Raw genomic sequence first — 22,802 nt, 5'->3', positions numbered from 1 at the left:
TGCTCAATGCGTGATAACAGTGGATGTCAGCCTATTCCGGCCCGGTGAACGAACGAAGATGGCGGCGAGTCTGGTGATCCGGTGCGCCCGCCTCGCCGTCTCGGTGCTTGCCTCGCGTGTAGTCGCCCTGCCAGTCCACTCGGTCTCCCGCGGCGACCCTGGCCAGTTGTTCGGCGTGCTTGGTGGCGTCACGCTCGCGCAAGAACAGTTCATGTTTGCGGTGTAGCTCTTCGTCGGCCGCGATGCTCTTGAGTTCGGGGGCGAATTCCTCGAGTTCGCCGCGGCGTTGCGGGACGATCATGCAGATCGGTTCGTCGACCTCGAATCGGACCGGCATCAGTTTGCGGGTTAGCTTCCAGTTCATGCTGAAACTTGCGCTTGCCCAGTCGGTTTCGACGATGCCTTCCAGCGCGCAGATGGCGTCCTTGGGATAGTTCGCCGGTCCGCGGACCAACAGGTTGTAGCCGGGCGGGGTGCGAAACAGGATCGGCAGTCGCCAAGTGATGATGCCGTTGCCGAAATGGCTGGCGGGCAAGAACCGATCGGCTCCGTATTGATCCGGTTCGATCATCACGTCCATGCTGTCTTGGGCTATCCAGGTGGCGGTGAACGCGCAGGGATTGCGCATCACCCAGCCGCTTTGGTTGGCGATCAGCATTGGCAAACACCGGCTGGGCCAACCCTTGTCCGCTTCTGCCTGTTTTGTCATCCACTCCCGGCCAACCGGTGCCGGGGCGATCTGCGGCGCGTTGTCGCCGGTGATGAACCCGATCAGCGGGCGGGCTGGCCCGTCGGCGTTGTCACTCACCCGAGTCAGATTAGTTGCGCGATGGCTACGGTGCGTCAGCGGCGCTGCGCGCGGACGTACCAGAACGCCATCTCAATTTCGCTCCCGTCGACCTCGCGTCGCACCGAAGCGGGTTCCAGCGCGACGATGTCCCAGCCGGCGCTGCCAAGGACGTCCCGCAGTATCCGCTCGGATACCGCCGGCCGCGGCCGCTCCGGATCGGGCGGGTTGGCGTCGGCGAAGCAACTGATCAGCAGCGTGGCGCCCGGCTTGGTGGCGCGGTGCGAGGCGGCCGCGTAGCCGCGTTTGCCCTGGTCGTCGAGGCAGTGGAACATGCCGCTGTCCACGATGGTGTCGAACGCATCGGTGTAGCCGTCGAGCGTGGTCGCGTCGGTCACCGCGAACGTGATGTCGACTCCGGCGTCCGTGGCGCGTCGCTCGGCGGTGATCAGCGCGGTCGGGGAGATGTCCAGCCCGGTCACGGTGTAGCCGTTGCGGGCCAGGTACACGGCGTTGTCGCCGAGCCCGCAGCCGATGTCCAGCACATTGCCGTGCACCCAGCCGCCCGTGTGCCAGCCGATGACATTCTCCTTGGGCGCCTTGGTATCCCATGGCGGTGTGGCCATCGGCGGGATGCCCTCGCCCGGGCTCTCGCCGCGGTACAGGGCGTCGAAATCCATGCGCTGCAATCCGGACGGAAAGCCGGAGGGGTTACTGCCTGTCATTTCCGCCAGCGTAGCCCTCGCCCGGGTTGCGGACCGGCTGCCGGCGGCGAGGTCATCACAGCTGGGTATCGGTGGTGTATCGCGGCAAAATTTCATGACGGTTTCGGTTGCGCAACCGTACTGCAGCTTATCCGCGATCCAAGGGCCGATATCGCCTGTTTGGCTCTATGTTGGTTGCTATGGCCGGCCTGAGCAATGACGTGAAGCGCTGTCGCACAGCGCTTCACGTAGCCGCGTCCGCATTCGTCGTTGCCGTCCTCGGACTCGGCCTCGCTCCCGCAGCTCATGCGGCCGCGGCCGCGGCGAATTTGGCGGTGGAACATGCGTGGCAGACCGGTTTCATCGCCAACTTCACCGTCACCAACACGAGCATGGCGCCGCTGAACGATTGGCGAATCGAATTCGACATGCCCGCGGGACAGGGTGTCTCGCACACATGGAACAGCAACATTGCCCAATCCGGCACGCACTACGTTCTGACCCCCGCCAACTGGAATCGCAGCATTGCGCCCGGTGGTTCGGCCACCGGTGGCATGAGAGGCGTGCTGACCGGTGCCTTCACGCCGCCGTCGAATTGTGTGCTGGACGGACAATACTATTGCTCGATCTCGGGGGCGTAGCCGCCGGAGGCGCGGGCCGTAATGCGGTCATCAGAGTCACCTCGCGGGGGGCGGGCGCGTCCCCCGTCGTCGTGCGAGCCGCGAAATGCTAGGCTGCGCGACAGTCGACATCCTTTAACGATCCGTCCGGAGAGGCGGAGAAGGAGGTCAAGGTTTCGCATGGGTGCCGCGGGTGATTCCGCTACCGGCCGCGAATTGATGTCGGCGGCCGACGTCGGCCGAACCATTTCCCGTATCGCGCATCAGATCATCGAAAAGACGGCGCTCGACAGTCCCGGCGCGCCGCGCGTGGTGCTGTTGGGAATCCCGACCCGCGGGGTGACCCTGGCCGCGCGGCTGGCCGCCAACATCGGTGAATTCTGTGGCGTCGACGTCGGCCATGGCGCGCTGGACATCACTTTGTACCGTGACGATTTGATGACCAAGCCGCCCCGCCCGCTAGAGGTCACCTCGATCCCGGCCGGTGGCATCGACGACGCCCTGGTGATTCTCGTCGACGACGTGCTGTATTCCGGTCGCTCGGTGCGCTCCGCGCTCGACGCGCTGCGCGACGTCGGCCGGCCGCGGGCCGTGCAACTGGCGGTGCTGGTCGACCGTGGCCATCGTGAGCTGCCGGTGCGCGCCGACTACGTGGGCAAGAACGTGCCGACCTCACGCGACGAGAGCGTGCACGTCCAGCTGCGTGAGCACGATGATCGCGACGGCGTCGTCATTGGGAGAGACCCCGAATGAGAAGTGCTTCATGACCAGACATCTGCTGGCCGCCGGCGATCTCAGTCGCGACGACGCCACCGCCATCCTCGACGACGCCGACCGGTTCGCGCAGGCCCTGGTCGGGCGCGAGGTCAAGAAACTTCCCACCCTGCGTGGGCGCACCGTCGTCACGATGTTCTACGAGAACTCCACCCGCACCCGGGTGTCGTTCGAGGTGGCCGGGAAGTGGATGAGCGCCGACGTGATCAACGTCAGCTCGTCGGGATCCTCGGTGAGCAAAGGGGAGTCGCTGCGCGACACCGCGTTGACGCTGCACGCGGCCGGCGCCGACGCGCTGATCATCCGGCACCCGGCCTCCGGTGCGGCGCACCTGCTGGCCGACTGGACCTCGCACTCGAACAGTGAATACGGTGGCCCATCAGTGATCAATGCCGGCGACGGCACCCACGAACACCCCACGCAGGCACTGTTGGACGCGCTGACCATCCGCCAGCGGTTGGGTGAAATCGAGGGCCGGCGCGTGGTGATCGTCGGCGACATCCTGCACAGCCGGGTCGCCCGCTCGAACGTGATGCTGCTGGCCACGTTGGGCGCCGAGGTGGTGCTGGTGGCGCCGCCGACCCTGCTGCCGGTCGGGGTCGACGGCTGGCCGGCCACTGTCTCCTACGATTTCGACGCCGAGCTCCCCGCCGCCGACGCCGTGCTGATGCTGCGGGTGCAGGCCGAGCGGATGAATGGCGGGTTCTTCCCGTCGGTGCGTGAATACTCGGTGCGCTACGGCCTTTCCGACCGACGCCAAGCCATGCTGTCGGACCACGCCGTGGTGCTGCACCCGGGCCCGATGGTGCGCGGGATGGAGATCGCTTCCTCGGTCGCGGACTCGTCGCAATCCGCGGTGCTGCAACAGGTTTCCAACGGCGTGCACGTGCGGATGGCCGTGCTGTTCCATGTGCTGGTCGGTACCGATTCGGCGGAGCAGAGGGCAAAAGAGGGTGTGGCATGAGCGTGTTGCTTCGCGGCGTCCGGTTGTACGGCGAGGGCGACCGGGTCGACGTCCTGGTCGATGACGGCCAGATCGCCGAAATCGGGGCCGGCTTGCCGGAGTCCGGAGCTCTTGAAAAAGACATGGACGTCATCGACGCCACCGGTCATGTGTTGCTGCCCGGATTCGTCGACCTGCACACCCATCTGCGCGAGCCCGGCCGCGAATACGCCGAGGACATCGAAACCGGTTCGGCGGCAGCCGCTTTAGGCGGGTATACCGCGGTGTTCGCGATGGCGAACACCAAGCCGGTGGCCGACAGCCCGGTGGTCACCGATCATGTTTGGCATCGTGGCCAGCAGGTCAGCCTGGTGGACGTGCACCCCGTCGGCGCGGTCACGGTCGGGCTGGCCGGGACCGAGCTCACCGAGATGGGCATGATGGCCGCCGGCGTCGCGCAGGTGCGGATGTTCTCCGACGACGGCAACTGCGTGCACGACCCGCTGATCATGCGCCGCGCCCTGGAATACGCCACCGGGCTGGGCGTGCTGATCGCCCAGCACGCCGAGGAGCCGAGGCTGACCGTCGGCGCGGTGGCGCACGAGGGGCCGACGGCCGCCCGGCTCGGACTCGCGGGATGGCCGCGGGCTGCCGAGGAATCGATCGTCGCGCGCGACGCGCTGCTGGCCCGCGATGCCGGCGCCCGCGTGCACATCTGCCACGCCTCCACCGCGGGAACGGTCGAGCTCTTGAAATGGGCTAAAGGGCAAGGTATTTCGATCACCGCCGAGGTGACGCCGCATCACCTACTGCTCGATGACAGCAGGCTGGTCAGCTACGACGGGGTGAATCGGGTCAATCCGCCGTTGCGCGAGGCCGCGGACGCGATCGCGTTGCGTCAAGCGCTGGCCGACGGGGTAATCGACTGTGTGGCCACCGATCATGCCCCGCACGCCGAGCACGAGAAATGCTGCGAGTTCTCCGCCGCGCGCCCCGGCATGCTGGGGCTGCAGACCGCGCTGTCGGTGGTGGTGCAGACGATGGTGGCGCCCGGACTGCTCACCTGGCGCGATGTCGCGCGGGTGATGAGCGAAAACCCGGCGCGCATAGTCGGATTACCCGATCACGGCCGCCCGCTGGAGGTGGGGGAGCCGGCCAACCTGACCGTGGTGGACCCGGATGCGACCTGGACGGTCACCGGGCCCGTCCTGGCCAGCCGCTCGGCCAACACTCCCTACGAGTCGATGACCTTGCCCGCCACCGTGACGGCCACGCTGCTGCGCGGAAAGATCACCGCCCGGGATGGGAAGAGCCCCGCATGAATTCAGGAACCTTGGTGGGGTCGCTGATCTTCGCGGCCGTGCTGGTGGTGCTCATCGCGGTGGTGATCCAGATGATGATGATCGGCTGGCGCCGGCGCGCGCAGCGCCAGGAGGAGCTGATCGGCACGCTGCCCGACGTGCCCGACGAGGTGGGCATGGTCACCACCACACTGCGTGGCGTCTACGTCGGGTCGACGCTGGCTCCCGAACGCAACGAACGGGTCACCGCCGGCGATCTCGGATTTCGCAGCAAGGCGGTACTGAGCCGCTTTCCCGAGGGAATCCTGCTGGAACGCATCGGTGCCAACCCGATTTGGATTCCGCAGAGCGCGATTTCCGAAGTGCGTACCGAACGTGTGATGGCCGGCAAGCTCGCCGCCCGCAGCGGGATCCTGGCCATCCGGTGGCGGCTACCGTCGGGCGTCGAAATCGACACCGGGTTCCGGGCCGGCAATCGCGGCGAATACGACGGATGGCTCGGGGAGGCTGCATGAGCCTTGCCGACGACGAAGCAGCGCGTAGTAATGAGGAGCGGCGCCGGTGACTGAAGTAGCCCAACTGGTACTCGAAGACGGCCGCGTCTTCACCGGGAGGCCGTTCGGCAAGATCGGCCAGGCTCTGGGGGAGGCAGTGTTCTCCACGGGCATGTCCGGTTATCAGGAGACGCTGACCGACCCGAGTTATCACCGCCAGATCGTGGTGGCCACCGCGCCGCAGATCGGCAATACCGGCTGGAACGCCGACGACGCCGAAAGCCGGGGCGACAAGATCTGGGTCGCCGGTTACGCGGTCCGCGACCCGTCGCCGCGCGCCTCGAACTGGCGTGCCACCGGGACTCTCGAGGACGAGCTGATCCGCCAGGACATCGTCGGGATCGCCGGCATCGACACCCGGGCCGTGGTGCGGCATCTGCGCAGCCGCGGCACGATGAAGGCCGGGGTGTTCTCCGGTGACGCGCTGGCCAAGCCGGACGAGTTGCTGGACCGGGTGCGCGACCAACGTTCGATGCTGGGAGCCGATCTGGCCGGCGAGGTCAGCACCCCGGGCGCGTACGTCGTCGAACCCGAAGGCCCGCAGCGGTTTACGGTCGCGGCACTGGACCTGGGCATCAAGACCAACACGCCGCGCAACTTCGCCCGGCGCGGAATCCGCAGCCACGTGCTGCCGGCGTCGGCGACCTTCTCCCAGATCGCCGACATCAAGCCGGACGGGGTGTTCTTGTCCAACGGGCCCGGCGACCCGGCCACCGCGGACCATGTCGTCGCGCTGACTCGCGAGGTGCTGGGCGCCGGAATCCCATTGTTCGGCATCTGTTTCGGCAACCAGATTTTGGGCCGCGCGCTCGGCCTGTCCACCTACAAGATGGTATTCGGTCACCGCGGTATCAACATCCCGGTCATCGACCACGCCACCGGGCGGGTCGCGGTGACCGCGCAGAATCACGGCTTCGCGCTGGAAGGCGAGGCCGGCCAGGGGTTCGACACGCCGTTCGGCCAAGCGATCGTCAGCCACACCTGTGCCAACGATGGAGTAGTGGAGGGCGTCAAACTGGTTGATGGTCGGGCATTTTCCGTGCAGTACCATCCGGAGGCCGCCGCCGGCCCACACGACGCGGAGTACCTGTTCGACCAATTCGCCGATCTGATGGCTTCCCAAGAAAGCGGAAGGGGCCGCTAGTGCCGCGTCGCACCGACCTCAACCACGTGCTGGTGATCGGCTCCGGGCCGATCGTCATCGGTCAAGCCTGCGAATTCGACTACTCCGGCACCCAGGCGTGCCGGGTGCTGCGCGCCGAGGGGCTGCAGGTCAGCCTGGTCAACTCCAATCCGGCCACGATCATGACCGACCCGGAGTATGCCGACCACACCTACGTCGAGCCGATCACCGCCGCCTTCGTCGAGAAGGTGATCGTTCAGCAGGCGGCGCGCGGCAACAAGATCGACGCCCTGCTGGCCACGCTGGGCGGACAGACCGCGCTCAACACCGCGGTCGCGCTGTACGAGAACGGGGCGCTGGAACGCCACGGCGTCGAGCTGATCGGCGCCGATTTCGATGCCATCCAGCGCGGCGAGGACCGGCAGATGTTCAAGGACATCGTCGCCAAGGTGGGCGGCGAATCCGCCCGCAGCCGAGTCTGTTTCACGATGGAAGAGGTCCGGGAGACGGTCGACGAGCTCGGCCTGCCGGTGGTGGTGCGGCCCAGCTTCACGATGGGCGGGCTCGGTTCGGGCATGGCGCGCTCCGTCGAGGAAGTCGGCCGGATGGCCGGCGCCGGGCTGGCCGCCAGCCCGAGTGCCAATGTGCTGATCGAGGAATCGATTTACGGCTGGAAGGAATTCGAGCTCGAGCTGATGCGCGACGGCAACGACAACGTCGTGGTGGTGTGCTCGATCGAGAACGTCGACCCGATGGGTGTGCACACCGGCGACTCCGTCACCGTCGCGCCCGCCATGACGTTGACCGACCGGGAATACCAGCGGATGCGCGACCTGGGTATCGCGATCCTGCGCGAGGTCGGCGTCGACACCGGGGGCTGCAACATCCAGTTCGCGATCAACCCGACCGACGGCCGACTGATCGTCATCGAGATGAACCCGCGGGTATCCCGTTCCAGCGCACTGGCTTCCAAGGCCACCGGCTTCCCGATCGCCAAGATCGCCGCCAAGCTGGCCATCGGCTACACCCTCGACGAGATCGTCAACGACATCACCAAGGAAACCCCCGCCTGCTTCGAGCCCACCCTGGACTACGTCGTGGTCAAGGCGCCGCGGTTCGCGTTCGAGAAATTCCCCGGCGCCGACCCGACCCTGACCACCGCGATGAAATCCGTCGGTGAGGCAATGTCGCTGGGCCGCAACTTCGTCGAAGCGCTCGGCAAGGTGATGCGGTCGCTGGAGACCACCCGCGCCGGCTTCTGGACCAAGCCCGACGCGCACGGCGACGTCGACGAAGTGCTGACGCGCCTGCAGACCCCGACCGAGGGCCGGCTCTACGACATCGAGCTGGCGTTGCGGCTGGGTGCCTCGGTGGAGCGGGTCGCCGAGGCCAGCGGGGTGGACCCCTGGTTCGTGGCCCAAATCGATGAGCTCGAGAACCTGCGCGCCGAATTGTCCGGTGCACCCGTCCTGGATTCCGACCTGCTGCGCCACGCCAAGCACAGCGGGCTGTCCGATCGCCAGATCGCCGCGCTGCGACCCGAATTGGCCGGCGAGGACGGCGTGCGGTCGCTGCGCGAGCGCCTCGACATCCACCCGGTGTACAAGACGGTGGACACCTGCGCGGCGGAGTTCGAGGCCAAGACGCCCTATCACTACAGCAGCTACGAGCTCGACCCCGCGGCCGAGAGCGAGGTCGCACCCCAGACCGAAAAGCCCAAGGTGCTGATCCTGGGGTCGGGGCCGAACCGGATCGGGCAGGGCATCGAATTCGACTACAGCTGTGTGCATGCGGCAACCACGTTGAGCCAGGCCGGCTTTGAAACGGTGATGATCAACTGCAACCCGGAGACCGTGTCCACCGACTACGACACCGCCGACCGGCTGTATTTCGAGCCGCTGACGTTCGAGGACGTCCTCGAGGTGTACCGCGCCGAGGCGCAGTCGCCAGTCGGTGGCCCCGGAGTGGTCGGCGTCATCGTGCAACTCGGCGGGCAGACCCCGCTGGGGCTGGCCCAGCGGCTCGCCGACGCCGGCGTGCCGATCGTGGGAACCCCGCCGGAGGCGATCGACCTGGCCGAGGACCGCGGCGCCTTCGGTGACGTGCTGGCCACCGCGGGTCTGCCGGCGCCGAAGTACGGCACCGCAACGACTTTCGCGCAGGCCCGCCGGATCGCCGACGAGATCGGCTACCCGGTGCTGGTGCGGCCGTCCTACGTGCTGGGCGGGCGCGGCATGGAGATCGTCTACGACGAAGAGACGCTGAAGAGCTACATCACCCGCGCCACCGAGCTCTCCCCGGAGCACCCGGTGCTGGTCGACCGCTTCCTCGAGGACGCGGTCGAAATCGATGTCGACGCGCTCTGCGACGGCTCCGAGGTGTACATCGGCGGCATCATGGAGCACATCGAAGAAGCCGGCATCCACTCCGGCGACTCGGCGTGTGCGCTGCCGCCGGTGACGTTGGGCCGCAGCGACATCGAGAAGGTGCGCCGGGCCACCGAGGCCATCGCCCACGGTATCGGCGTGGTGGGGCTGCTCAACGTGCAGTACGCCCTGAAGGACGACGTGCTCTACGTCCTGGAGGCCAACCCACGGGCCAGCCGCACCGTGCCGTTCGTGTCCAAGGCCACCGCGATTCCGCTGGCCAAAGCCTGTGCCCGGATCATGTTGGGCACCACCATCTCTCAGCTTCGTGACGAAGGCATGCTGGCGCCGACGGGGGACGGGGCCAACGCTGCCCAGCATGCTCCGATCGCGGTCAAGGAGGCGGTGCTGCCGTTCCACCGGTTCCGTCGCGCCGACGGGTCGGCCATCGATTCCCTGCTGGGCCCGGAGATGAAGTCCACCGGCGAGGTGATGGGCATCGACCGCGACTTCGGCAGCGCCTTCGCCAAGAGCCAGACCGCCGCCTACGGTTCACTGCCCGCAGCGGGCACCATTTTCGTGTCGGTCGCCAACCGCGACAAACGATCGCTGGTGTTTCCCGTCAAGCGGCTGGCCGACCTGGGCTTCCGGGTGCTGGCCACCGAAGGCACCGCGGAGATGTTGCGCCGCAACGGAATTCCCTGCGACGAGGTTCGCAAGCACTTCGAGCCGCCGCAGCCCGGTCGTCCCGAGGTGTCGGCGGTCGAGGCGATCAAGGCGGGTGACGTCGACATGGTGATCAACACCCCGTACGGGAACTCCGGCCCGCGCATCGACGGCTACGAAATCCGTTCCGTCGCGGTGTCGGTCAACATCCCCTGCGTGACGACCGTGCAGGGCGCGTCGGCCGCGGTGCAGGGCATCGAGGCCGGCATCCGCGGTGACATCGGGGTGCGCTCGCTGCAGGAGCTGCACAGCGCGATCGGACGCGGGGGACCGGCGGAAAAGGACGCTCGATGACCGGGTTCGGCGTCCGGCTGGCCGAGGCGAAGGCGCGTCGCGGGCCGCTGTGCCTGGGCATCGACCCGCACCCCGAGCTGCTGCGGGCCTGGGACCTGCCGGCTACCGCCGACGGGGTGGCCAAGTTCTGCGATATCTGTGTCGACGCCTTCTCCGGCTTCGCCGTCGTCAAGCCCCAGGTGGCGTTCTTCGAGTGCTACGGCTCGGCCGGCTACGCGGTGCTGGAAAGCACCATCGCCGCGCTGCGGGCGGCCGGGGTGCTGGTCTTGGCCGACGCCAAGCGCGGCGACATCGGTACGACGATGGCGGCCTACGCCACGGCCTGGGCCGGCGATTCGCCGTTGGCCGCCGACGCCGTGACCGCCTCGCCCTATCTGGGGTTCGGCTCGCTGCGCCCGCTGCTGGAGGCCGCCGCCGCACACGACCGGGGCGTATTCGTGGTGGCGGCCAGTTCCAACCCCGAGGGCGCGACCGTGCAGCGCGCCACCTTCGACGGCCGCACGGTGTCCCAGCTGGTCATTGACCAAGCGGCGGTGGTCAACCGGTCGTCGACCCCGACCGAGCCGGGACACGTCGGCGTGGTCGTCGGTGCGACGGTTTTCGAGGCGCCTGACGTCAGCGCGCTGGGCGGCCCGGTGCTGGTGCCGGGCGTCGGCGTGCAGGGCGGCCGTCCTGAGGCCCTGGCGGGCCTGGGTGGGGCCGTTCCGGGCCAATTGCTGCCCGCGGTGGCCCGCGAGGTGCTGCGGGCCGGACCGAGCGTGTCGGAGCTGCGGGCGGCGGCCGAACGAATGCTGGACTCCGTCGCCTATCTCGGCGTCCAATAGCGGGCGCCTTCGGGCCCCGGTTAACAGCATCGGAATCTTTCTCCACCAACTTCCGCCCGACGACCTGGTGTTTGTCCACGCCGCGACACGCGCGACACGCCATGGCAAATCGTGATACCCAGCACGAGGCCTCGCGGCTATCAGTCGGCGGCCTTCGCGACGGTCCCTCAACCCATCCCCGGCGTGGCACCGCACAGAGCTAAACCCGCAGTTAGAAGGCATAATCCCGATGCTTCGCGGGGGGTCACGGCGGCCGCTGAAGTGCCGAATCCCGGCGCCGCCAGCGATGCCGAAGCAGGCCGCTGACTGCACTTGTAGGCGCCGCGCAAGCTGGGCATTTAACCTCTTAACCAGGGGGTCGGGTTAGATTTTGTCAGGAAGCGTGAGTACGGTCGTCTCCGCTGGGCCCAAGCACCCGGCAGAGACACGAGATTGATCTAGATACGGAGGAATCGTGGCCCTTCCCCAGTTGACCGACGAGCAGCGCGCGGCCGCGTTGGAGAAGGCGGCTGCCGCACGTCGAGCACGTGCAGAGCTGAAAGACCGTCTCAAGCGCGGTGGCACCAACCTGACCCAGGTGCTCAAGGACGCCGAGAGTGATGAAGTCCTGGGCAAGATGAAGGTGTCGGCACTGCTTGAGGCGTTGCCGAAGGTGGGCAAGGTCAAGGCGCAGGAAATCATGACCGAGCTCGAAATCGCTCCGACCCGCCGTCTGCGTGGCCTGGGCGATCGCCAGCGCAAGGCCCTGCTGGAAAAGTTCGGCTCCGCCTAACCCGCCGACGATGCAGGCCGAAAGGCCTGACGAGAAGGCGGACCATCGAACACAGCCGACCAGCGGCGATACCGGCCGGTTGGCCTGTGGGCGCGCCGACTCAGGGGCGCCGGTGAACGTCGACGAGGGACCGGGCGCCGCGCACCGCACACGTCTCGAGCCATCAGGCAAGGGGCGCGTGGTGGTGCTGTCCGGCCCCTCAGCGGTCGGTAAGTCAACAGTGGTCCGGTGTCTGCGAGAACAGGTACCGAACCTGCATTTCAGCGTCTCGGCCACGACGCGGGCGCCACGGCCGGGAGAGGTCGACGGCGTCGACTACCACTTCGTCAGTCCCGCCCGCTTCCAGCAGCTCATCGACGAGGGTGCCCTGCTGGAGTGGGCCGACATCCACGGTGGACTGCAGCGATCGGGCACCCCGGCGGCGCCGGTCCGCGCCGCGACCAGTGCGGGATTTCCGGTGCTGATCGAGGTGGACCTGGCCGGAGCCAGGGCGATCAAGAAGGCGATGCCGGAGGCGATCACCGTGTTCCTGGCCCCGCCGAGCTGGGCGGATCTGCAGGCCAGGCTCGTCGGGCGGGGCACCGAAACGCCGGAGGCCATTCAGCGCCGATTGGAAACCGCCCGGGAGGAACTGGCAGCCCAAGACGACTTCGACCAGGTCGTGGTCAACAGTCAATTGGAGTCTGCGTGCGCCGAATTGGTATCCTTGGTCGTGGGAAACGCGCCTGGTACGGCCTGAGCCGACTCGTCAGACGCGATCACGAATCAAAATTTCAGCTATTTCAACCGCTCTTGAACAGGCACAAGCGCCAGGAGAATGTGTTAAGTGAGTATTCCGCAGTCCGACGCGACGCTGACCGCCGTGGATCAATTCGATCCGTCGGCCGGGGGACAGCGCGCCTACGACACCCCATTGGGCATCACCAACCCGCCCATCGACGAATTGCTGGACCGCGTCTCGAGCAAGTACGCGCTGGTCATCTACGCGGCCAAACGAGCCCGGCAGATCAACGATTACTACAACCAGCTCGGCGAGGGCATCCTTGAGTACGTTGGCCCGCTGGTCGAGCCCGGCTTGCAGGAAAAGCCGCTCTCGATCGCGATGCGTGAGATCCACGCCGACCTGCTCGAGCACACCGAGGGCGAGTAACGGGACGGGACCGGACTCTGTGATCAGGTCTGTGAGCCGCTTCGACGAGGAAGGGCCGGCGTAGGTGGATCGCAAGCGGATCGTCGTCGGCGTCTCCGGCGGTATCGCCGCGTACAAGGCGTGCACCGTCGTCCGGCAGCTGGCCGAGGCAGGCCATGAGGTCCGCGTCATCCCGACCGAATCCGCACTGCGCTTCGTCGGCGCCGCCACGTTCGAGGCGCTGTCCGGGCAGCCGGTGCACACCGGCGTCTTCGCCGACGTTCCCGAGGTGCCGCACGTCCGGCTCGGTCAGCTGGCCGACCTGGTCGTGGTGGCACCGGCCACCGCCGACCTGCTGGCCCGCGCCGTGCACGGCCGGGCCGACGATCTGCTGACCGCGACGCTGCTCACGGCGCGCTGTCCGGTGCTGTTCGCCCCGGCGATGCACACCGAGATGTGGTTACACCCGGCCACTGTCGACAACGTGGCGACATTGCGCCGTCGGGGCGCTGTGGTGCTGGAACCGGCGTTTGGACGGCTCACCGGCGCGGACAGCGGCAAAGGACGGCTGCCCGAGGCCGAGGAGATCACCACCCTGGCCCATCTGCTGCTGGAACGCGGTGACGCCCTGCCCTACGACCTGGCCGGTCGCAAGCTCCTGGTGACCGCGGGTGGCACCCGCGAACCGATCGACCCGGTCCGCTTCATCGGCAACCGCAGCTCCGGCAAGCAGGGCTACGCCGTCGCCAGGGTCGCCGCCCAGCGCGGCGCCGAGGTCACGCTGATCGCCGGGCATACCGTCGGGCTGATCGACCCGGCCGGCGTCGAAGTCGTGCACATCAGCACGGCCCAGCAGCTCGCCGACGCGGTCTCCAAGCACGCTCCCGCCGCCGACGTGCTGGTGATGGCGGCCGCGGTCGCCGACTTCCGGCCCGCGCACGTTGCCGCCGCGAAGATCAAAAAAGGCCCGAACGATGCCGACGACGCGCCGACGATCGAGTTGGTGCGCAACGACGACGTGCTGGCCGGCGCGGTCCGGGCGCGAGCCCACGGCGAGCTGCCCAACATGCGGGCCATCGTCGGTTTCGCCGCGGAGACCGGCGACGCCAACGGCGACGTGCTGTTCCACTCGCGAGCGAAGTTGCGCCGCAAGGGATGTGACCTGTTGGTGGTCAACGCGGTCGGCGACGGCCGGGCGTTCGAGGTGGACAGCAACGACGGCTGGCTGCTGGCCTCCGACGGAACCGAGGCCGCGCTGCGGCACGGATCGAAGACGCTGATGGCCAGTCGCATCGTTGACGCGATCGTCACTTTTCTGCAGGGCGACAACGGATAACGCGAGGTTGCATTCGCGCGCCGGAGCCGGTTGAGTTGAAGGCACCTAAGATAATTTGCCTAACTAACATTAGTGAGTACGGAAGGAAGACGCAGTGAGCGAAAAGGGTCGGCTGTTTACCAGTGAGTCGGTGACCGAGGGGCATCCGGACAAGATCTGTGACGCGATCAGTGACTCGGTGCTCGACTCGCTGCTGGCCGTGGACCCGCGCTCGCGCGTGGCCGTCGAGACGGCGGTCACCACCGGTCAGGTGCACGTCATCGGCGAGGTCACGACGACGGCCAAGGAGGCCTTCGCCGACATCGCCAACACGGTGCGCGAGCGCATCCTCGAGATCGGTTACGACCACTCGGACAAGGGCTTCGACGGGGAAACCTGCGGTGTCAACATTGGCATCGGGCGGCAGTCGCCCGACATCGCCCAGGGTGTGGACACCGCCCACGAGACCCGCGTCGAGGGCGCCGCGGACCCGCTGGACTCCCAGGGCGCCGGCGACCAGGGCCTGATGTTCGGCTATGCGATCAGCGACACCCCCGAGCTGATGCCGCTGCCCATCGCGCTGGCTCACCGGCTGTCGCGGCGGCTGACCGAGGTCCGCAAGAATGGTACCCTGCCCTACCTGCGCCCGGACGGCAAGACCCAAGTTACGATCGCCTACGAGGACGACGTTCCGGTGCGGTTGGACACCGTGGTGATCTCCACCCAGCACTCGGCCGACATCGACCTGGTGAAGACGCTGGACCCCGACCTGCGCGAGCACGTGATCAAGACCGTGCTGGCCGACCTGGCCCACGAGACGCTGGATTCCTCGTCGACGCGGGTCCTGATCAATCCGACCGGCAAGTTCGTCGTCGGCGGCCCGATGGGTGACGCCGGCCTGACCGGCCGCAAGATCATCGTCGACACCTACGGTGGCTGGGCCCGCCACGGCGGCGGCGCGTTCTCGGGCAAGGACCCGTCGAAGGTGGACCGGTCGGCGGCGTACGCGATGCGCTGGGTGGCCAAGAACATCGTCGCGGCCGGGCTGGCCGAACGGGTCGAGGTGCAGGTGGCCTACGCGATCGGCAAGGCCGCGCCGGTGGGGCTGTTCATCGAGACGTTCGGCACCGCCACGGTCGACCCGGTCAAGATCGAGAAGATCGTGCCCGAGGTCTTCGACCTGCGGCCCGGGGCGATCGTCCGCGACCTGGACCTGCTGCGCCCGATCTACGCGCCGACCGCCGCCTACGGCCACTTCGGCCGCACCGACATCGACCTGCCGTGGGAACAGCTCAACAAGGTCGACGAACTCAAGCGCGCGATCTAGCGCGGCAGGGGATGATCGGATTCTAAGCCGGGCAACCCGTCGATGCTGCGCAGATTGCGGCCGACGGCACGCACATACGTCTCGTCGGTGGCTTTGGCGTGATACGTGTCGAGCACGGGCCGCTCGTCGATGAGCTCGTAATACGGCACCGCGAATCCGCAGGCGTCGGCGATCCGCTCGACACCGATCACAATCGCGGCCCGGATGTCGGCATGCTGATCGCCGAAATGGGCTAGCAGAGCGGGGAATTCGGCGTCGTCGGGCCGGACCGCGCGTCCGGTGCCGTACAACCGCAGGATGCGCGAGTTGCGAGCGAATGAGCAGAACATCAGCGTGATCCGCCCGTTGTCGCGCAAGTGGGCGATGGTTTCCACCCCGCTGCCGAACAGGTCGAGGTATGCCACGGTGTGATCGTCGAGCACCGCGAAGGTGTCGCGGTATCCCTTGGGGGAGAGGTTGATTCGCCCGCCTTCCGTCGGGGCGGTGGCGACGAAGAACATGGCCTGACTGTCCATGAATTCGCGGAGTGACTCGTCCAGACGCGAAAACTCCTTGGCCATGCCTCGAGCTTAGCGGTTGGTGAATCGGTAGTCGTCGAGGTCGAAACGACGACTGCGCCATTGCGCCTCCAGGGTGGTGGTGGCGCGTAACGGCACGTACCGGCTGCTCGCGTCTCGGTCGCCGCGCTACGCTGCTCACCGCAGCCCGCTTCAGACACCACCCGTCGAGATAGATTTGGGCTGAACGCTGCGTCGCGCTAGAGCGGTGGGCGGTTCAAGCCGTGCAGAGTGACCTGTTCGAATGCTCGTGCCACGCGCAGGACCTCGGCGTCTTCAAATGGTCTGCCCACGATGTGCAGTCCTATCGGCAGGCCGTCAGCGGTGAACCCGGCAGGTACGGAAGCAGCTGGCGCATGCAGCACGCTGATCCAGTAGGCAGAGCGCATCCAAGCGAGGTAATCAGGCATCTTTTCTCCGTTGATCTCATCGACGTATGGTCGCTCGATCGGGAACGGGGGGACCTGGCTGACCGGTGCGATCAGAATGTCGTAGGTATCGAAGAAAGTGGCCATACGCTGATAGAGGCTGCTGCGCGCTAGCTCGGCTTTGGCCAGATCGGTGCCAGTGACCCGACGGCCCTGCTCGACATTCCAGGCGGTGTTGGGGCCCAGATTCGTCAAATCGCCAAAGGCCAGCGCGTAGTACCACGCTCGGTAGGTCCTGAATGCCTCCTCTGCCCCGCTCAGATCCAAATCGACCTGCTCGACATGAGCACCAAGCTGCTCCAACACTTTCGGCGCTCTCGCGGTGACTTCCATCGTCCGATGATCTACCGGCAAGCTGCCCAAATCCGGGCTCCAGGCCACGTGTAGCCCCGCTATGCTCTGCTCAGGATCCAGCTTCAAATCTTCCTTAATCGAGTACGGACAGCGGCGGTCGAAACCGGCGATAGTTCCGAGCATTAGCGTCAGGTCCTCGACTGTCCGCGCCATCGGACCAGACACGGGCAGGCTGAACCAGGCTGCGATCTCTGACGGGTTCGGGGCTCGGCCAGGTGTTGGGCGAAGGCCGACCACATTGCAAAATGACGCGGGGTTGCGTAACGAGCCGCCCATGTCGGATCCGTCGGCTAGCGGCACCATACCGCTGGCCAGGGCCGCAGCAGCGCCGCCGCTGCTTCCACCTGCGGACTTGGACAGGTCGTAGGGGTTTCTGGTGGCTCCGAATACGTCATTGACCGTGTGCGAGCCGGTGCCAAACTCTGGGGTGTTCGTTTTACCGATGGTGATGGCTCCGGCAGTGCGTAGCCGTTGGACGATCAAGTGGTCCCGTCTGGGGACGTTGTTTGCGAAAAGCGGCGATCCGTAGGTTGTGCGGATGCCGGCGGTGTCGACAAGATCCTTGTGCGCGACTGGCAGTCCGTGAAGTGGTCCGGTCGGTTCTCTGGCATCAGCCGCCGCCGCCGCCGCGAGCGCCTGTTCGGCAACGAGGGTAACGATGGCATTGACACGCGGATTAACCTCGTCGATTCGATCTAGGTGCGCTTGGATGACCTCGACGGCGCTTACCTGCTGGGTAGCAAGCAGATGCGCCAACTCTGTTGCGGTGAGGTAATGCAATTCGTTCAACCTTGAGCTCCAACCTGTTGCAGGGTGTCCCCAGCGCCCGGCAAGTGTTCGGCATGGGCCTTCAGCTCCCGGCCCGGTGCGTAGGTGCGCGACCATTGCCGGCTCTGCTCGAAGGAGAACTGGTAGGAGAACCACAGAATATCCACGGCGACACCGGGATAGGTGTTCCAGTGCCAGGTGCCGCCCACGCCGGCGCCAGGCTCGATCACGCGGTAGTCGGACAGCCCGGCCTTGTCGAGCTTGATCGCGGCGTCGATACCGGAGAATCCGGCGCCGACGATCACGGTCTGATAGTTGGGCTGCATCTGCTAGGGGTACAACGCCTTCCGCAGTGCGGTCAAGCCGCGGTCGGCAGCCGCCGCGGCCGCGGGTATCACCGGGGCGAAGTTGACGTAGCCGTGGACCAGGGTCGGCTCATTGCTCAGCTCCGCGGCAACGCCCGCGGCCTTGAGCATCTCGGCGTAGCGCGCCCCGTCGTCGCGCAGCGGGTCGTGCTCCGCGGTCCCGATGAAGGCCGGCGGCAAGCCCGACAGATCCGCGGCGTTGGCCGGGGCGAGCGTGACGGGCAGCACCGTGGGGTCGGTGATATCGACCTCCGGCGGCAGGTACCAGGCCAGGAAGGCCGCGATCACCTCGCGGTCCAGGATCGGGGCGAAGGCGTTCTCGATGTGCGACGGCAGAGAAAGATCGGCGGTCACCACCGGGTACCACAGCAGCTGGAACACCAACTCGGGCCCGGCGTTGTCGCGGGCCAGCATCGCCGTCACCGCGGCCAGGTTGCCGCCCGCCGAATCTCCGGCGACCGCGATGCGGCTCGGGTCACCGCCGAGGCCGGCGGCGTGCGCACCGACCCACTGCAGCGCGGCCCACGCATCGTTGACCCCGGCGGGATACGGGTGCTCCGGAGCCAGCCGGTAGCCCACCGACACCACGATGGCTTCGGCGCCGACCGCGTGCGCGCGAGCGACGTGGTCGTGGGTGTCTAGATCGCCCAGACAAAAGCCGCCGCCGTGGAAGAAGACGACGACGGGTGAGATCTCGGCCGGGGTGGGCGGCCAGTAGATCCGAACGGGAATGTCGATGAGGTCGCCATGACCGATAGTCCGGTCTTCAATCCGCAGGTCCGGCAACAAGTCCGGCGGCATCTTGAGCATCTTGAGCCGCTCGCGGACAAGCTCGACTCCGCCGTCCGCGTTGAACGTCGTCGGGAACAGATCGAGTAACGCTTTGAACGTCGGGTCGATCTCGGGTCGGGCGGTGGGCTCGATCATTCGTCCACCGTACGCCTGGTGTTTACCGATACAGCGCATTCCTCAACGCCGCGAGCCCTCGGTCCAACCCCTCCGTGGCGGCGGGAACCACACCCGCATAGCCGAGATAGCCGTGCACCATCGTCTCGGCGTTGTGCACCTCGGCGGGCACGCCCGCGGCGGCCAGCAGTTTGCCGTAGCGGATGCCGTCGTCGCGCAGCGGATCGTAGCCGGCGACGCCGATGTAGGCGGCCGGCAGGCCGGTCAGGTCCGTCGCGCGCCCCGGCGCCATGCGCACCGGCGGGTTGCTCAAATCGAGATCGCCTGCGTACCAACGAGAGAACTGCGCGATCGCCCTGGTGCCCAGAATCGGCGCGGTCGCGTTCTCGGCGAAGGACGGCAGCGACTGATCCCACAGCGTGGAGGGATACCACAACAGCTGGAAGGCAATTGGCGGGCCGTCCTCGTCACGAGCTTGCTGGGCGACCGCCGCGGCGATATTGCCGCCCGCCGAATCCCCGGCGACAGCCATCCGGGCTGTGTCGCCACCCAGCTCGGCGCCGCGCGCGGCTACCCACAGTGTTGCGGCCCAAGCATCGTCGGCCGCTGCGGGGTACGGATGCTCGGGCGCCAACCGGTAATCGACCGACACCACGATCGCCTCAGCCCCTACCGCGTGCTGTCGGGCGATGCCGTCGTGTGTGTCGAGATCGCCCAGAGCGAATGCGCCACCGTGGAAGTAAACAACGAGAGGCAACGCGCTATGTCTGGAATTCGTTGATGGCCAATAGATCCTGATCGGGATGGCGCCGCCCGGGCCGTCGATGGTGCGGTTCTCGACGCGCAGCTCGGGGTGCACCGTTCGGCGTGGCCGGTCGCGGAACTGCTGGCGCGCAGCGTCGATGCCATCGTCGGTGGATAGCCGGAACGGAACCGCGTCGAGTACCTTCAGCAAGATGGGGTCGATAGGAGGTTTCTCGTCGGCTTTGTCAAAGCTGGGCATGGAGGTACCGTACGCACCCCGCGTAATGGCCTTAGGCTGGGTGGCGGCCTGCTGGGCGGGCATCGGCTACGGCCTCTTCTTGACCGTGATCGCGGTGCAATCCGCGCCGGGAACCGAGCTCACCGGGCATTGGATTCTGCAACCGCCGTTCAAGGCGTTGATGGCGTTGCTGCTGACCGTGGCCGCATTCGCGCATCCCATCGTCAGCGAGCGGCGCTGGCTGATGCCCGCGCTGCTGCTGTCGGCGACCGGCGACTGGCTGCTGGCGATCCCGTGGTGGACCATGTCATTTGTCTTGGGGCTGGCGGCATTTCTCTGCGCCCACCTGTGCTTCCTGGGCGCCTTGGCGCCGTTGGTGGTCAAGGAGGCACTCTCGCCCGTCCGGATCGCCCTGATGGCGGCGCTCTGTGTGGCCGCGGTCGGGTTGCTGGTGTGGTTCTGGCCGCACCTCGGTCAGGACAACTTGACGCTGCCGGTAACCGGATACGTCGTCGTGCTGACCGCGATGGCGTGCACGGCGCTGGCGGCCCGGTTGCCGACGATCTGGGTGCCGGTCGGGGCGGTGTGCTTCATGACCTCGGATGCGATGATCGCGATCAGCCGGTTCATCCTGGGCAATGAGGCGCTGGCGGTACCGATCTGGTGGCTGTATGCGGCCGCGATGATCCTGATCACGGCGGGATTCTTCTTCGGCCGAGACGACGCCGCCACCGGTGACGATGAACCCGAGCCCGTCGAAGGCTGACCGTGCGGGCGCGCGCATCCCCGTCGAAGTGGAACCGATCGCTCGCGTGCTGCCGATGCTGTCGGTGCCGCACCTGGACCGTGAGTTCGATTATCTGGTGTCGGCCGAGCAATCCGACGACGCCCAGCCCGGGGTTCGGGTGCGGGTCCGGTTCCACGGCCGGCTCGTCGACGGGTTCGTGCTGGAGCGCCGCAACGACACTGACCACGTCGGCAAGCTGGGCTGGCTCGATCGCGTCGTTTCCGCCGAACCGGTGCTCACCCCCGAAATCCGCCGTCTCGTCGACGCCGTCGCGGCGCGTTACGCCGGGACCCGCCCGGACGTGTTGCGGCTGGCCATCCCGGCCCGGCACGCCCGGGTGGAACGGGAAGCCGTCGCGATCCCGGCGCCGCCGGCGCCCGCGCCCGTCGACCCGTCCTGCTGGGAGGTGTACGGCCGTGGCGGGCAATTCCTGACCGCGCTGGCCGAATCGCGGGCCGCGCGCGCCGTGTGGCAGGCGCTGCCGGGCGAGCAGTGGGCGGACCGGTTCGCCGAGGCCGCCGCGCAAACGGTGCGCGCCGGGCGCGCGGTGCTGGCGATCGTGCCCGATCAGCGGGACCTGGACACGCTGTGGCTGGCCGCGACCGCGCGTATCGACGAGGGCAGTGTGGTCGCACTGTCGGCGGGCCTGGGGCCGGCCGCCCGCTACCGGCGCTGGCTGGCGGCACTGCGGGGCACGGCACGGCTGGTGATCGGCACGCGCAGCGCGGTTTTCGCGCCGCTGAACGATCTGGGGCTCGTGATGGTCTGGTCGGATGCCGACGACAGCCTGGCCGAGCCGCGGGCGCCCTACCCGCATGCCCGCGAGGTGGCGATGCTGCGCGCGCATCAGGCGCGCTGCGCCGCGTTGATCGGTGGCTACGCCCGCACCGCCGAGGCCCACGCCCTGGTGCGCAGCGGCTGGGCGCACGACATCGTCGCGACCCGGCCGGTGGTGCGGGCCCGCACGCCGCGGGTGGTCGCCCTGGACGACACCGGCTACGCCGACGAACGCGACCCGGCGGCGCGTTCCGCGCGGATCCCGTCCATCGCGCTGCGCGCCGCCCGCTCGTCGCTGGAGGCCGGGGCGCCGGTGCTGGTGCAGGTGCCCCGGCGTGGCTACGTGCCGTCGCTGGCCTGCGGGCGCTGCCGCGCGATCGCCAGGTGCCGGCATTGCACCGGCCCCCTCTCGCTAGCCGAGTCGTTGCAGGAGCACGGCCCCGGGGCGGTTTGCCGGTGGTGCGGACGTGCCGAGCCGGCGCTGCGGTGCACGCGGTGCGGGTCGGATGCGGTACGTGCGGTGGTCGTCGGCGCCCGGCGCACCGCGGAGGAGCTGGGCCGCGCCTTTGCCGGCACGCAGGTCATCACCTCGTCGGGCGATGCGATCGTGGCCGAGGTCGCCGCCCACCCGGCCCTGGTGGTCGCCACGCCGGGCGCCGAACCCCGCGCGGACGGCGGATACGGCGCGGCGCTGTTGCTGGATATCTGGGCACTGCTGGGCCGCCAGGATCTGCGCGCCGCCGAGGACGCGTTGTGGCGCTGGATGAGCGCCGGGGCGCTGGTGCGGGCCCGCGGCGACGGCGGTGTGGTGACGGTGATCGCCGAATCCTCCATTCCCACAGTGCAATCGCTGATCCGATGGGATCCCGTGGGTCACGCCGAGGCCGACCTGACGGCGCGCGCCGAAGTGGGGCTGCCGCCCAGTGTGCACCTGGCGGCCATCGACGGCAGCACCGACGCGGTGACGGCATTGCTCGACGAGGCTCAGTTGCCCGACGGCGCCGAGTTGTTGGGCCCGGTTGACCTGCCGCCGGGGGTGCGCCGCCCGCCCGGCACCCCGGCCGGTGTGCCGGTGGTCAGGATGCTGGTGCGGGTCCGCCGCGAGCAGGGTCTGGAATTGGCGGCGAGCCTGCGCCGCGGTGTCGGCGTGCTCAGCGCCCGGCAATCTCACGAACCCGCACGGGTGCAGATCGACCCGCTGCAAATTGGTTAGACCGCGCACATCCGCGTCCCAGCAAACTGTCCGCGCCGCACATCGGCTACCCAGCAAACATGCGTCGGCCGGGCAGCAATTTGCGGGCGCCCGCACGGATGCCCGC

Annotated in this window: 21 protein-coding genes and 1 pseudogene; 15 read left to right on the top strand and 7 right to left on the bottom strand. The window is 67.7% G+C overall.

The features are described 5' to 3' along the window. Positions 1–31: 31 nt before the first annotated feature. The gene (locus tag G6N54_RS06305) at positions 32–808 is read right to left on the bottom strand and encodes a DUF6065 family protein (protein ID WP_163789045.1); all 777 of its coding nucleotides are present in this window, start codon (positions 806–808) and stop codon (positions 32–34) included. A gap of 35 nt (positions 809–843) precedes the next feature. Beyond that, positions 844–1,476: a class I SAM-dependent methyltransferase gene (locus G6N54_RS06300; protein WP_163794550.1), complete on the bottom strand. Its 633-nt coding sequence runs from the start codon at positions 1,474–1,476 to the stop codon at positions 844–846. 215 nt (positions 1,477–1,691) lie between these two features. Between G6N54_RS06300 and G6N54_RS06295 the strand changes: the two genes are divergently transcribed. The 13 genes from G6N54_RS06295 (at position 1,692) to metK (ending at position 15,559) form a co-directional block, all read left to right on the top strand. Next, positions 1,692–2,132, top strand: a complete 441-nt coding sequence (locus tag G6N54_RS06295; RefSeq protein WP_163794549.1) for a cellulose-binding domain-containing protein — start codon at positions 1,692–1,694, stop codon at positions 2,130–2,132. Between the two features lie 159 nt (positions 2,133–2,291). Further along, complete coding sequence (gene pyrR, locus G6N54_RS06290) at positions 2,292–2,864, top strand: bifunctional pyr operon transcriptional regulator/uracil phosphoribosyltransferase PyrR (protein ID WP_163789044.1); 573 nt, start codon at positions 2,292–2,294, stop codon at positions 2,862–2,864. A gap of 10 nt (positions 2,865–2,874) precedes the next feature. Further along, positions 2,875–3,849: an aspartate carbamoyltransferase catalytic subunit gene (locus G6N54_RS06285; RefSeq protein WP_163789043.1), complete on the top strand. Its 975-nt coding sequence runs from the start codon at positions 2,875–2,877 to the stop codon at positions 3,847–3,849. Beyond that, complete coding sequence (locus G6N54_RS06280; RefSeq protein ID WP_163789042.1) at positions 3,846–5,150, top strand: dihydroorotase; 1,305 nt, start codon at positions 3,846–3,848, stop codon at positions 5,148–5,150. The genes G6N54_RS06285 and G6N54_RS06280 overlap by 4 nt, the downstream gene beginning before the upstream one ends. Continuing rightward, positions 5,147–5,644, top strand: a complete 498-nt coding sequence (locus tag G6N54_RS06275; RefSeq protein ID WP_163789040.1) for a PH-like domain-containing protein — start codon at positions 5,147–5,149, stop codon at positions 5,642–5,644. Before G6N54_RS06280 ends, G6N54_RS06275 begins: the two co-directional genes overlap by 4 nt. Positions 5,645–5,690: 46 nt before the next feature. Further along, the gene (gene carA, locus G6N54_RS06270) at positions 5,691–6,827 is read left to right on the top strand and encodes a glutamine-hydrolyzing carbamoyl-phosphate synthase small subunit (protein ID WP_163789038.1); all 1,137 of its coding nucleotides are present in this window, start codon (positions 5,691–5,693) and stop codon (positions 6,825–6,827) included. Further along, entirely contained in the window at positions 6,827–10,192 is a 3,366-nt protein-coding gene (carB, locus tag G6N54_RS06265) for a carbamoyl-phosphate synthase large subunit (protein ID WP_163789036.1), read from the top strand. Before carA ends, carB begins: the two co-directional genes overlap by 1 nt. Continuing rightward, positions 10,189–11,016, top strand: coding sequence for an orotidine-5'-phosphate decarboxylase (gene pyrF, locus G6N54_RS06260; RefSeq protein WP_163789035.1), 828 nt, complete (start codon positions 10,189–10,191; stop codon positions 11,014–11,016). Before carB ends, pyrF begins: the two co-directional genes overlap by 4 nt. A gap of 454 nt (positions 11,017–11,470) precedes the next feature. Beyond that, positions 11,471–11,788, top strand: coding sequence for an integration host factor, actinobacterial type (gene mihF, locus G6N54_RS06255; protein WP_003407240.1), 318 nt, complete (start codon positions 11,471–11,473; stop codon positions 11,786–11,788). Positions 11,789–11,900: 112 nt separating this feature from the next. After that, positions 11,901–12,527, top strand: a complete 627-nt coding sequence (gene gmk / locus G6N54_RS06250) for a guanylate kinase (protein WP_232073742.1) — start codon at positions 11,901–11,903, stop codon at positions 12,525–12,527. Positions 12,528–12,614: 87 nt separating this feature from the next. Continuing rightward, a complete protein-coding gene (gene rpoZ / locus G6N54_RS06245; RefSeq protein WP_085221997.1) occupies positions 12,615–12,938 on the top strand; it encodes a DNA-directed RNA polymerase subunit omega in 324 nt (107 codons plus the stop codon). Between the two features lie 64 nt (positions 12,939–13,002). Next, the gene (coaBC, locus tag G6N54_RS06240) at positions 13,003–14,253 is read left to right on the top strand and encodes a bifunctional phosphopantothenoylcysteine decarboxylase/phosphopantothenate--cysteine ligase CoaBC (RefSeq protein WP_163789032.1); all 1,251 of its coding nucleotides are present in this window, start codon (positions 13,003–13,005) and stop codon (positions 14,251–14,253) included. A 94-nt stretch (positions 14,254–14,347) separates the two neighbouring features. Beyond that, positions 14,348–15,559, top strand: coding sequence for a methionine adenosyltransferase (gene metK / locus G6N54_RS06235; protein WP_163789031.1), 1,212 nt, complete (start codon positions 14,348–14,350; stop codon positions 15,557–15,559). On the opposite strand, the gene G6N54_RS06230 is transcribed toward metK, so the two are convergent. From G6N54_RS06230 to G6N54_RS06210, 5 genes and pseudogenes are all read right to left on the bottom strand, one after another. Then, positions 15,556–16,119 (bottom strand): pyridoxamine 5'-phosphate oxidase family protein, encoded by a 564-nt coding sequence (locus G6N54_RS06230; RefSeq protein WP_163789030.1) that lies wholly within the window; start codon positions 16,117–16,119, stop codon positions 15,556–15,558. The genes metK and G6N54_RS06230 overlap by 4 nt on opposite strands. A gap of 197 nt (positions 16,120–16,316) precedes the next feature. Then, positions 16,317–17,687 carry an amidase gene (locus G6N54_RS06225; RefSeq protein ID WP_163789029.1) on the bottom strand — a complete coding sequence of 457 codons (1,371 nt, stop codon included), beginning with the start codon at positions 17,685–17,687 and terminating at the stop codon, positions 16,317–16,319. Between the two features lie 44 nt (positions 17,688–17,731). After that, positions 17,732–17,992, bottom strand: a pseudogene (locus G6N54_RS06220) (NAD(P)-binding protein); the annotation flags it as partial. A 3-nt stretch (positions 17,993–17,995) separates the two neighbouring features. Further along, positions 17,996–18,958: an alpha/beta hydrolase gene (locus G6N54_RS06215; protein ID WP_163789028.1), complete on the bottom strand. Its 963-nt coding sequence runs from the start codon at positions 18,956–18,958 to the stop codon at positions 17,996–17,998. A 22-nt stretch (positions 18,959–18,980) separates the two neighbouring features. Further along, complete coding sequence (locus G6N54_RS06210; protein ID WP_163789026.1) at positions 18,981–19,940, bottom strand: alpha/beta hydrolase; 960 nt, start codon at positions 19,938–19,940, stop codon at positions 18,981–18,983. Between G6N54_RS06210 and G6N54_RS06205 the strand changes: the two genes are divergently transcribed. Both G6N54_RS06205 and G6N54_RS06200 read left to right on the top strand, forming a co-directional pair. Next, positions 19,939–20,685: a lysoplasmalogenase gene (locus G6N54_RS06205; RefSeq protein ID WP_163789024.1), complete on the top strand. Its 747-nt coding sequence runs from the start codon at positions 19,939–19,941 to the stop codon at positions 20,683–20,685. The genes G6N54_RS06210 and G6N54_RS06205 overlap by 2 nt on opposite strands. Further along, the gene (locus G6N54_RS06200) at positions 20,660–22,696 is read left to right on the top strand and encodes a primosomal protein N' (protein ID WP_179969222.1); all 2,037 of its coding nucleotides are present in this window, start codon (positions 20,660–20,662) and stop codon (positions 22,694–22,696) included. Before G6N54_RS06205 ends, G6N54_RS06200 begins: the two co-directional genes overlap by 26 nt. Positions 22,697–22,802 lie beyond the last annotated feature (106 nt).

Source organism: Mycobacterium stomatepiae (genome assembly GCF_010731715.1).
In the GTDB taxonomy this organism is placed as follows: domain Bacteria; phylum Actinomycetota; class Actinomycetes; order Mycobacteriales; family Mycobacteriaceae; genus Mycobacterium; species Mycobacterium stomatepiae.
This window is presented reverse-complemented; position numbering and strand designations above follow the sequence as displayed.

What these genes read in the sequence shown, in the direction of transcription:
- G6N54_RS06295 (WP_163794549.1), top strand. Translation starts at nt 1,692, where the DNA reads ATGGCCGGCCTGAGCAATGACGTGAAGCGCTGTCGCACAGCGCTTCAC.
- pyrR (WP_163789044.1), top strand. Translation starts at nt 2,292, where the DNA reads ATGGGTGCCGCGGGTGATTCCGCTACCGGCCGCGAATTGATGTCGGCG.
- G6N54_RS06285 (WP_163789043.1), top strand. Translation starts at nt 2,875, where the DNA reads ATGACCAGACATCTGCTGGCCGCCGGCGATCTCAGTCGCGACGACGCC.
- G6N54_RS06280 (WP_163789042.1), top strand. Translation starts at nt 3,846, where the DNA reads ATGAGCGTGTTGCTTCGCGGCGTCCGGTTGTACGGCGAGGGCGACCGG.
- G6N54_RS06275 (WP_163789040.1), top strand. Translation starts at nt 5,147, where the DNA reads ATGAATTCAGGAACCTTGGTGGGGTCGCTGATCTTCGCGGCCGTGCTG.
- pyrF (WP_163789035.1), top strand. Translation starts at nt 10,189, where the DNA reads ATGACCGGGTTCGGCGTCCGGCTGGCCGAGGCGAAGGCGCGTCGCGGG.
- G6N54_RS06230 (WP_163789030.1), bottom strand. Translation starts at nt 16,119, where the DNA reads ATGGCCAAGGAGTTTTCGCGTCTGGACGAGTCACTCCGCGAATTCATG.
- G6N54_RS06215 (WP_163789028.1), bottom strand. Translation starts at nt 18,958, where the DNA reads ATGATCGAGCCCACCGCCCGACCCGAGATCGACCCGACGTTCAAAGCG.
- G6N54_RS06205 (WP_163789024.1), top strand. Translation starts at nt 19,939, where the DNA reads ATGGAGGTACCGTACGCACCCCGCGTAATGGCCTTAGGCTGGGTGGCG.
- G6N54_RS06210 (WP_163789026.1), bottom strand. Translation starts at nt 19,940, where the DNA reads ATGCCCAGCTTTGACAAAGCCGACGAGAAACCTCCTATCGACCCCATC.
- G6N54_RS06200 (WP_179969222.1), top strand. Translation starts at nt 20,660, where the DNA reads ATGAACCCGAGCCCGTCGAAGGCTGACCGTGCGGGCGCGCGCATCCCC.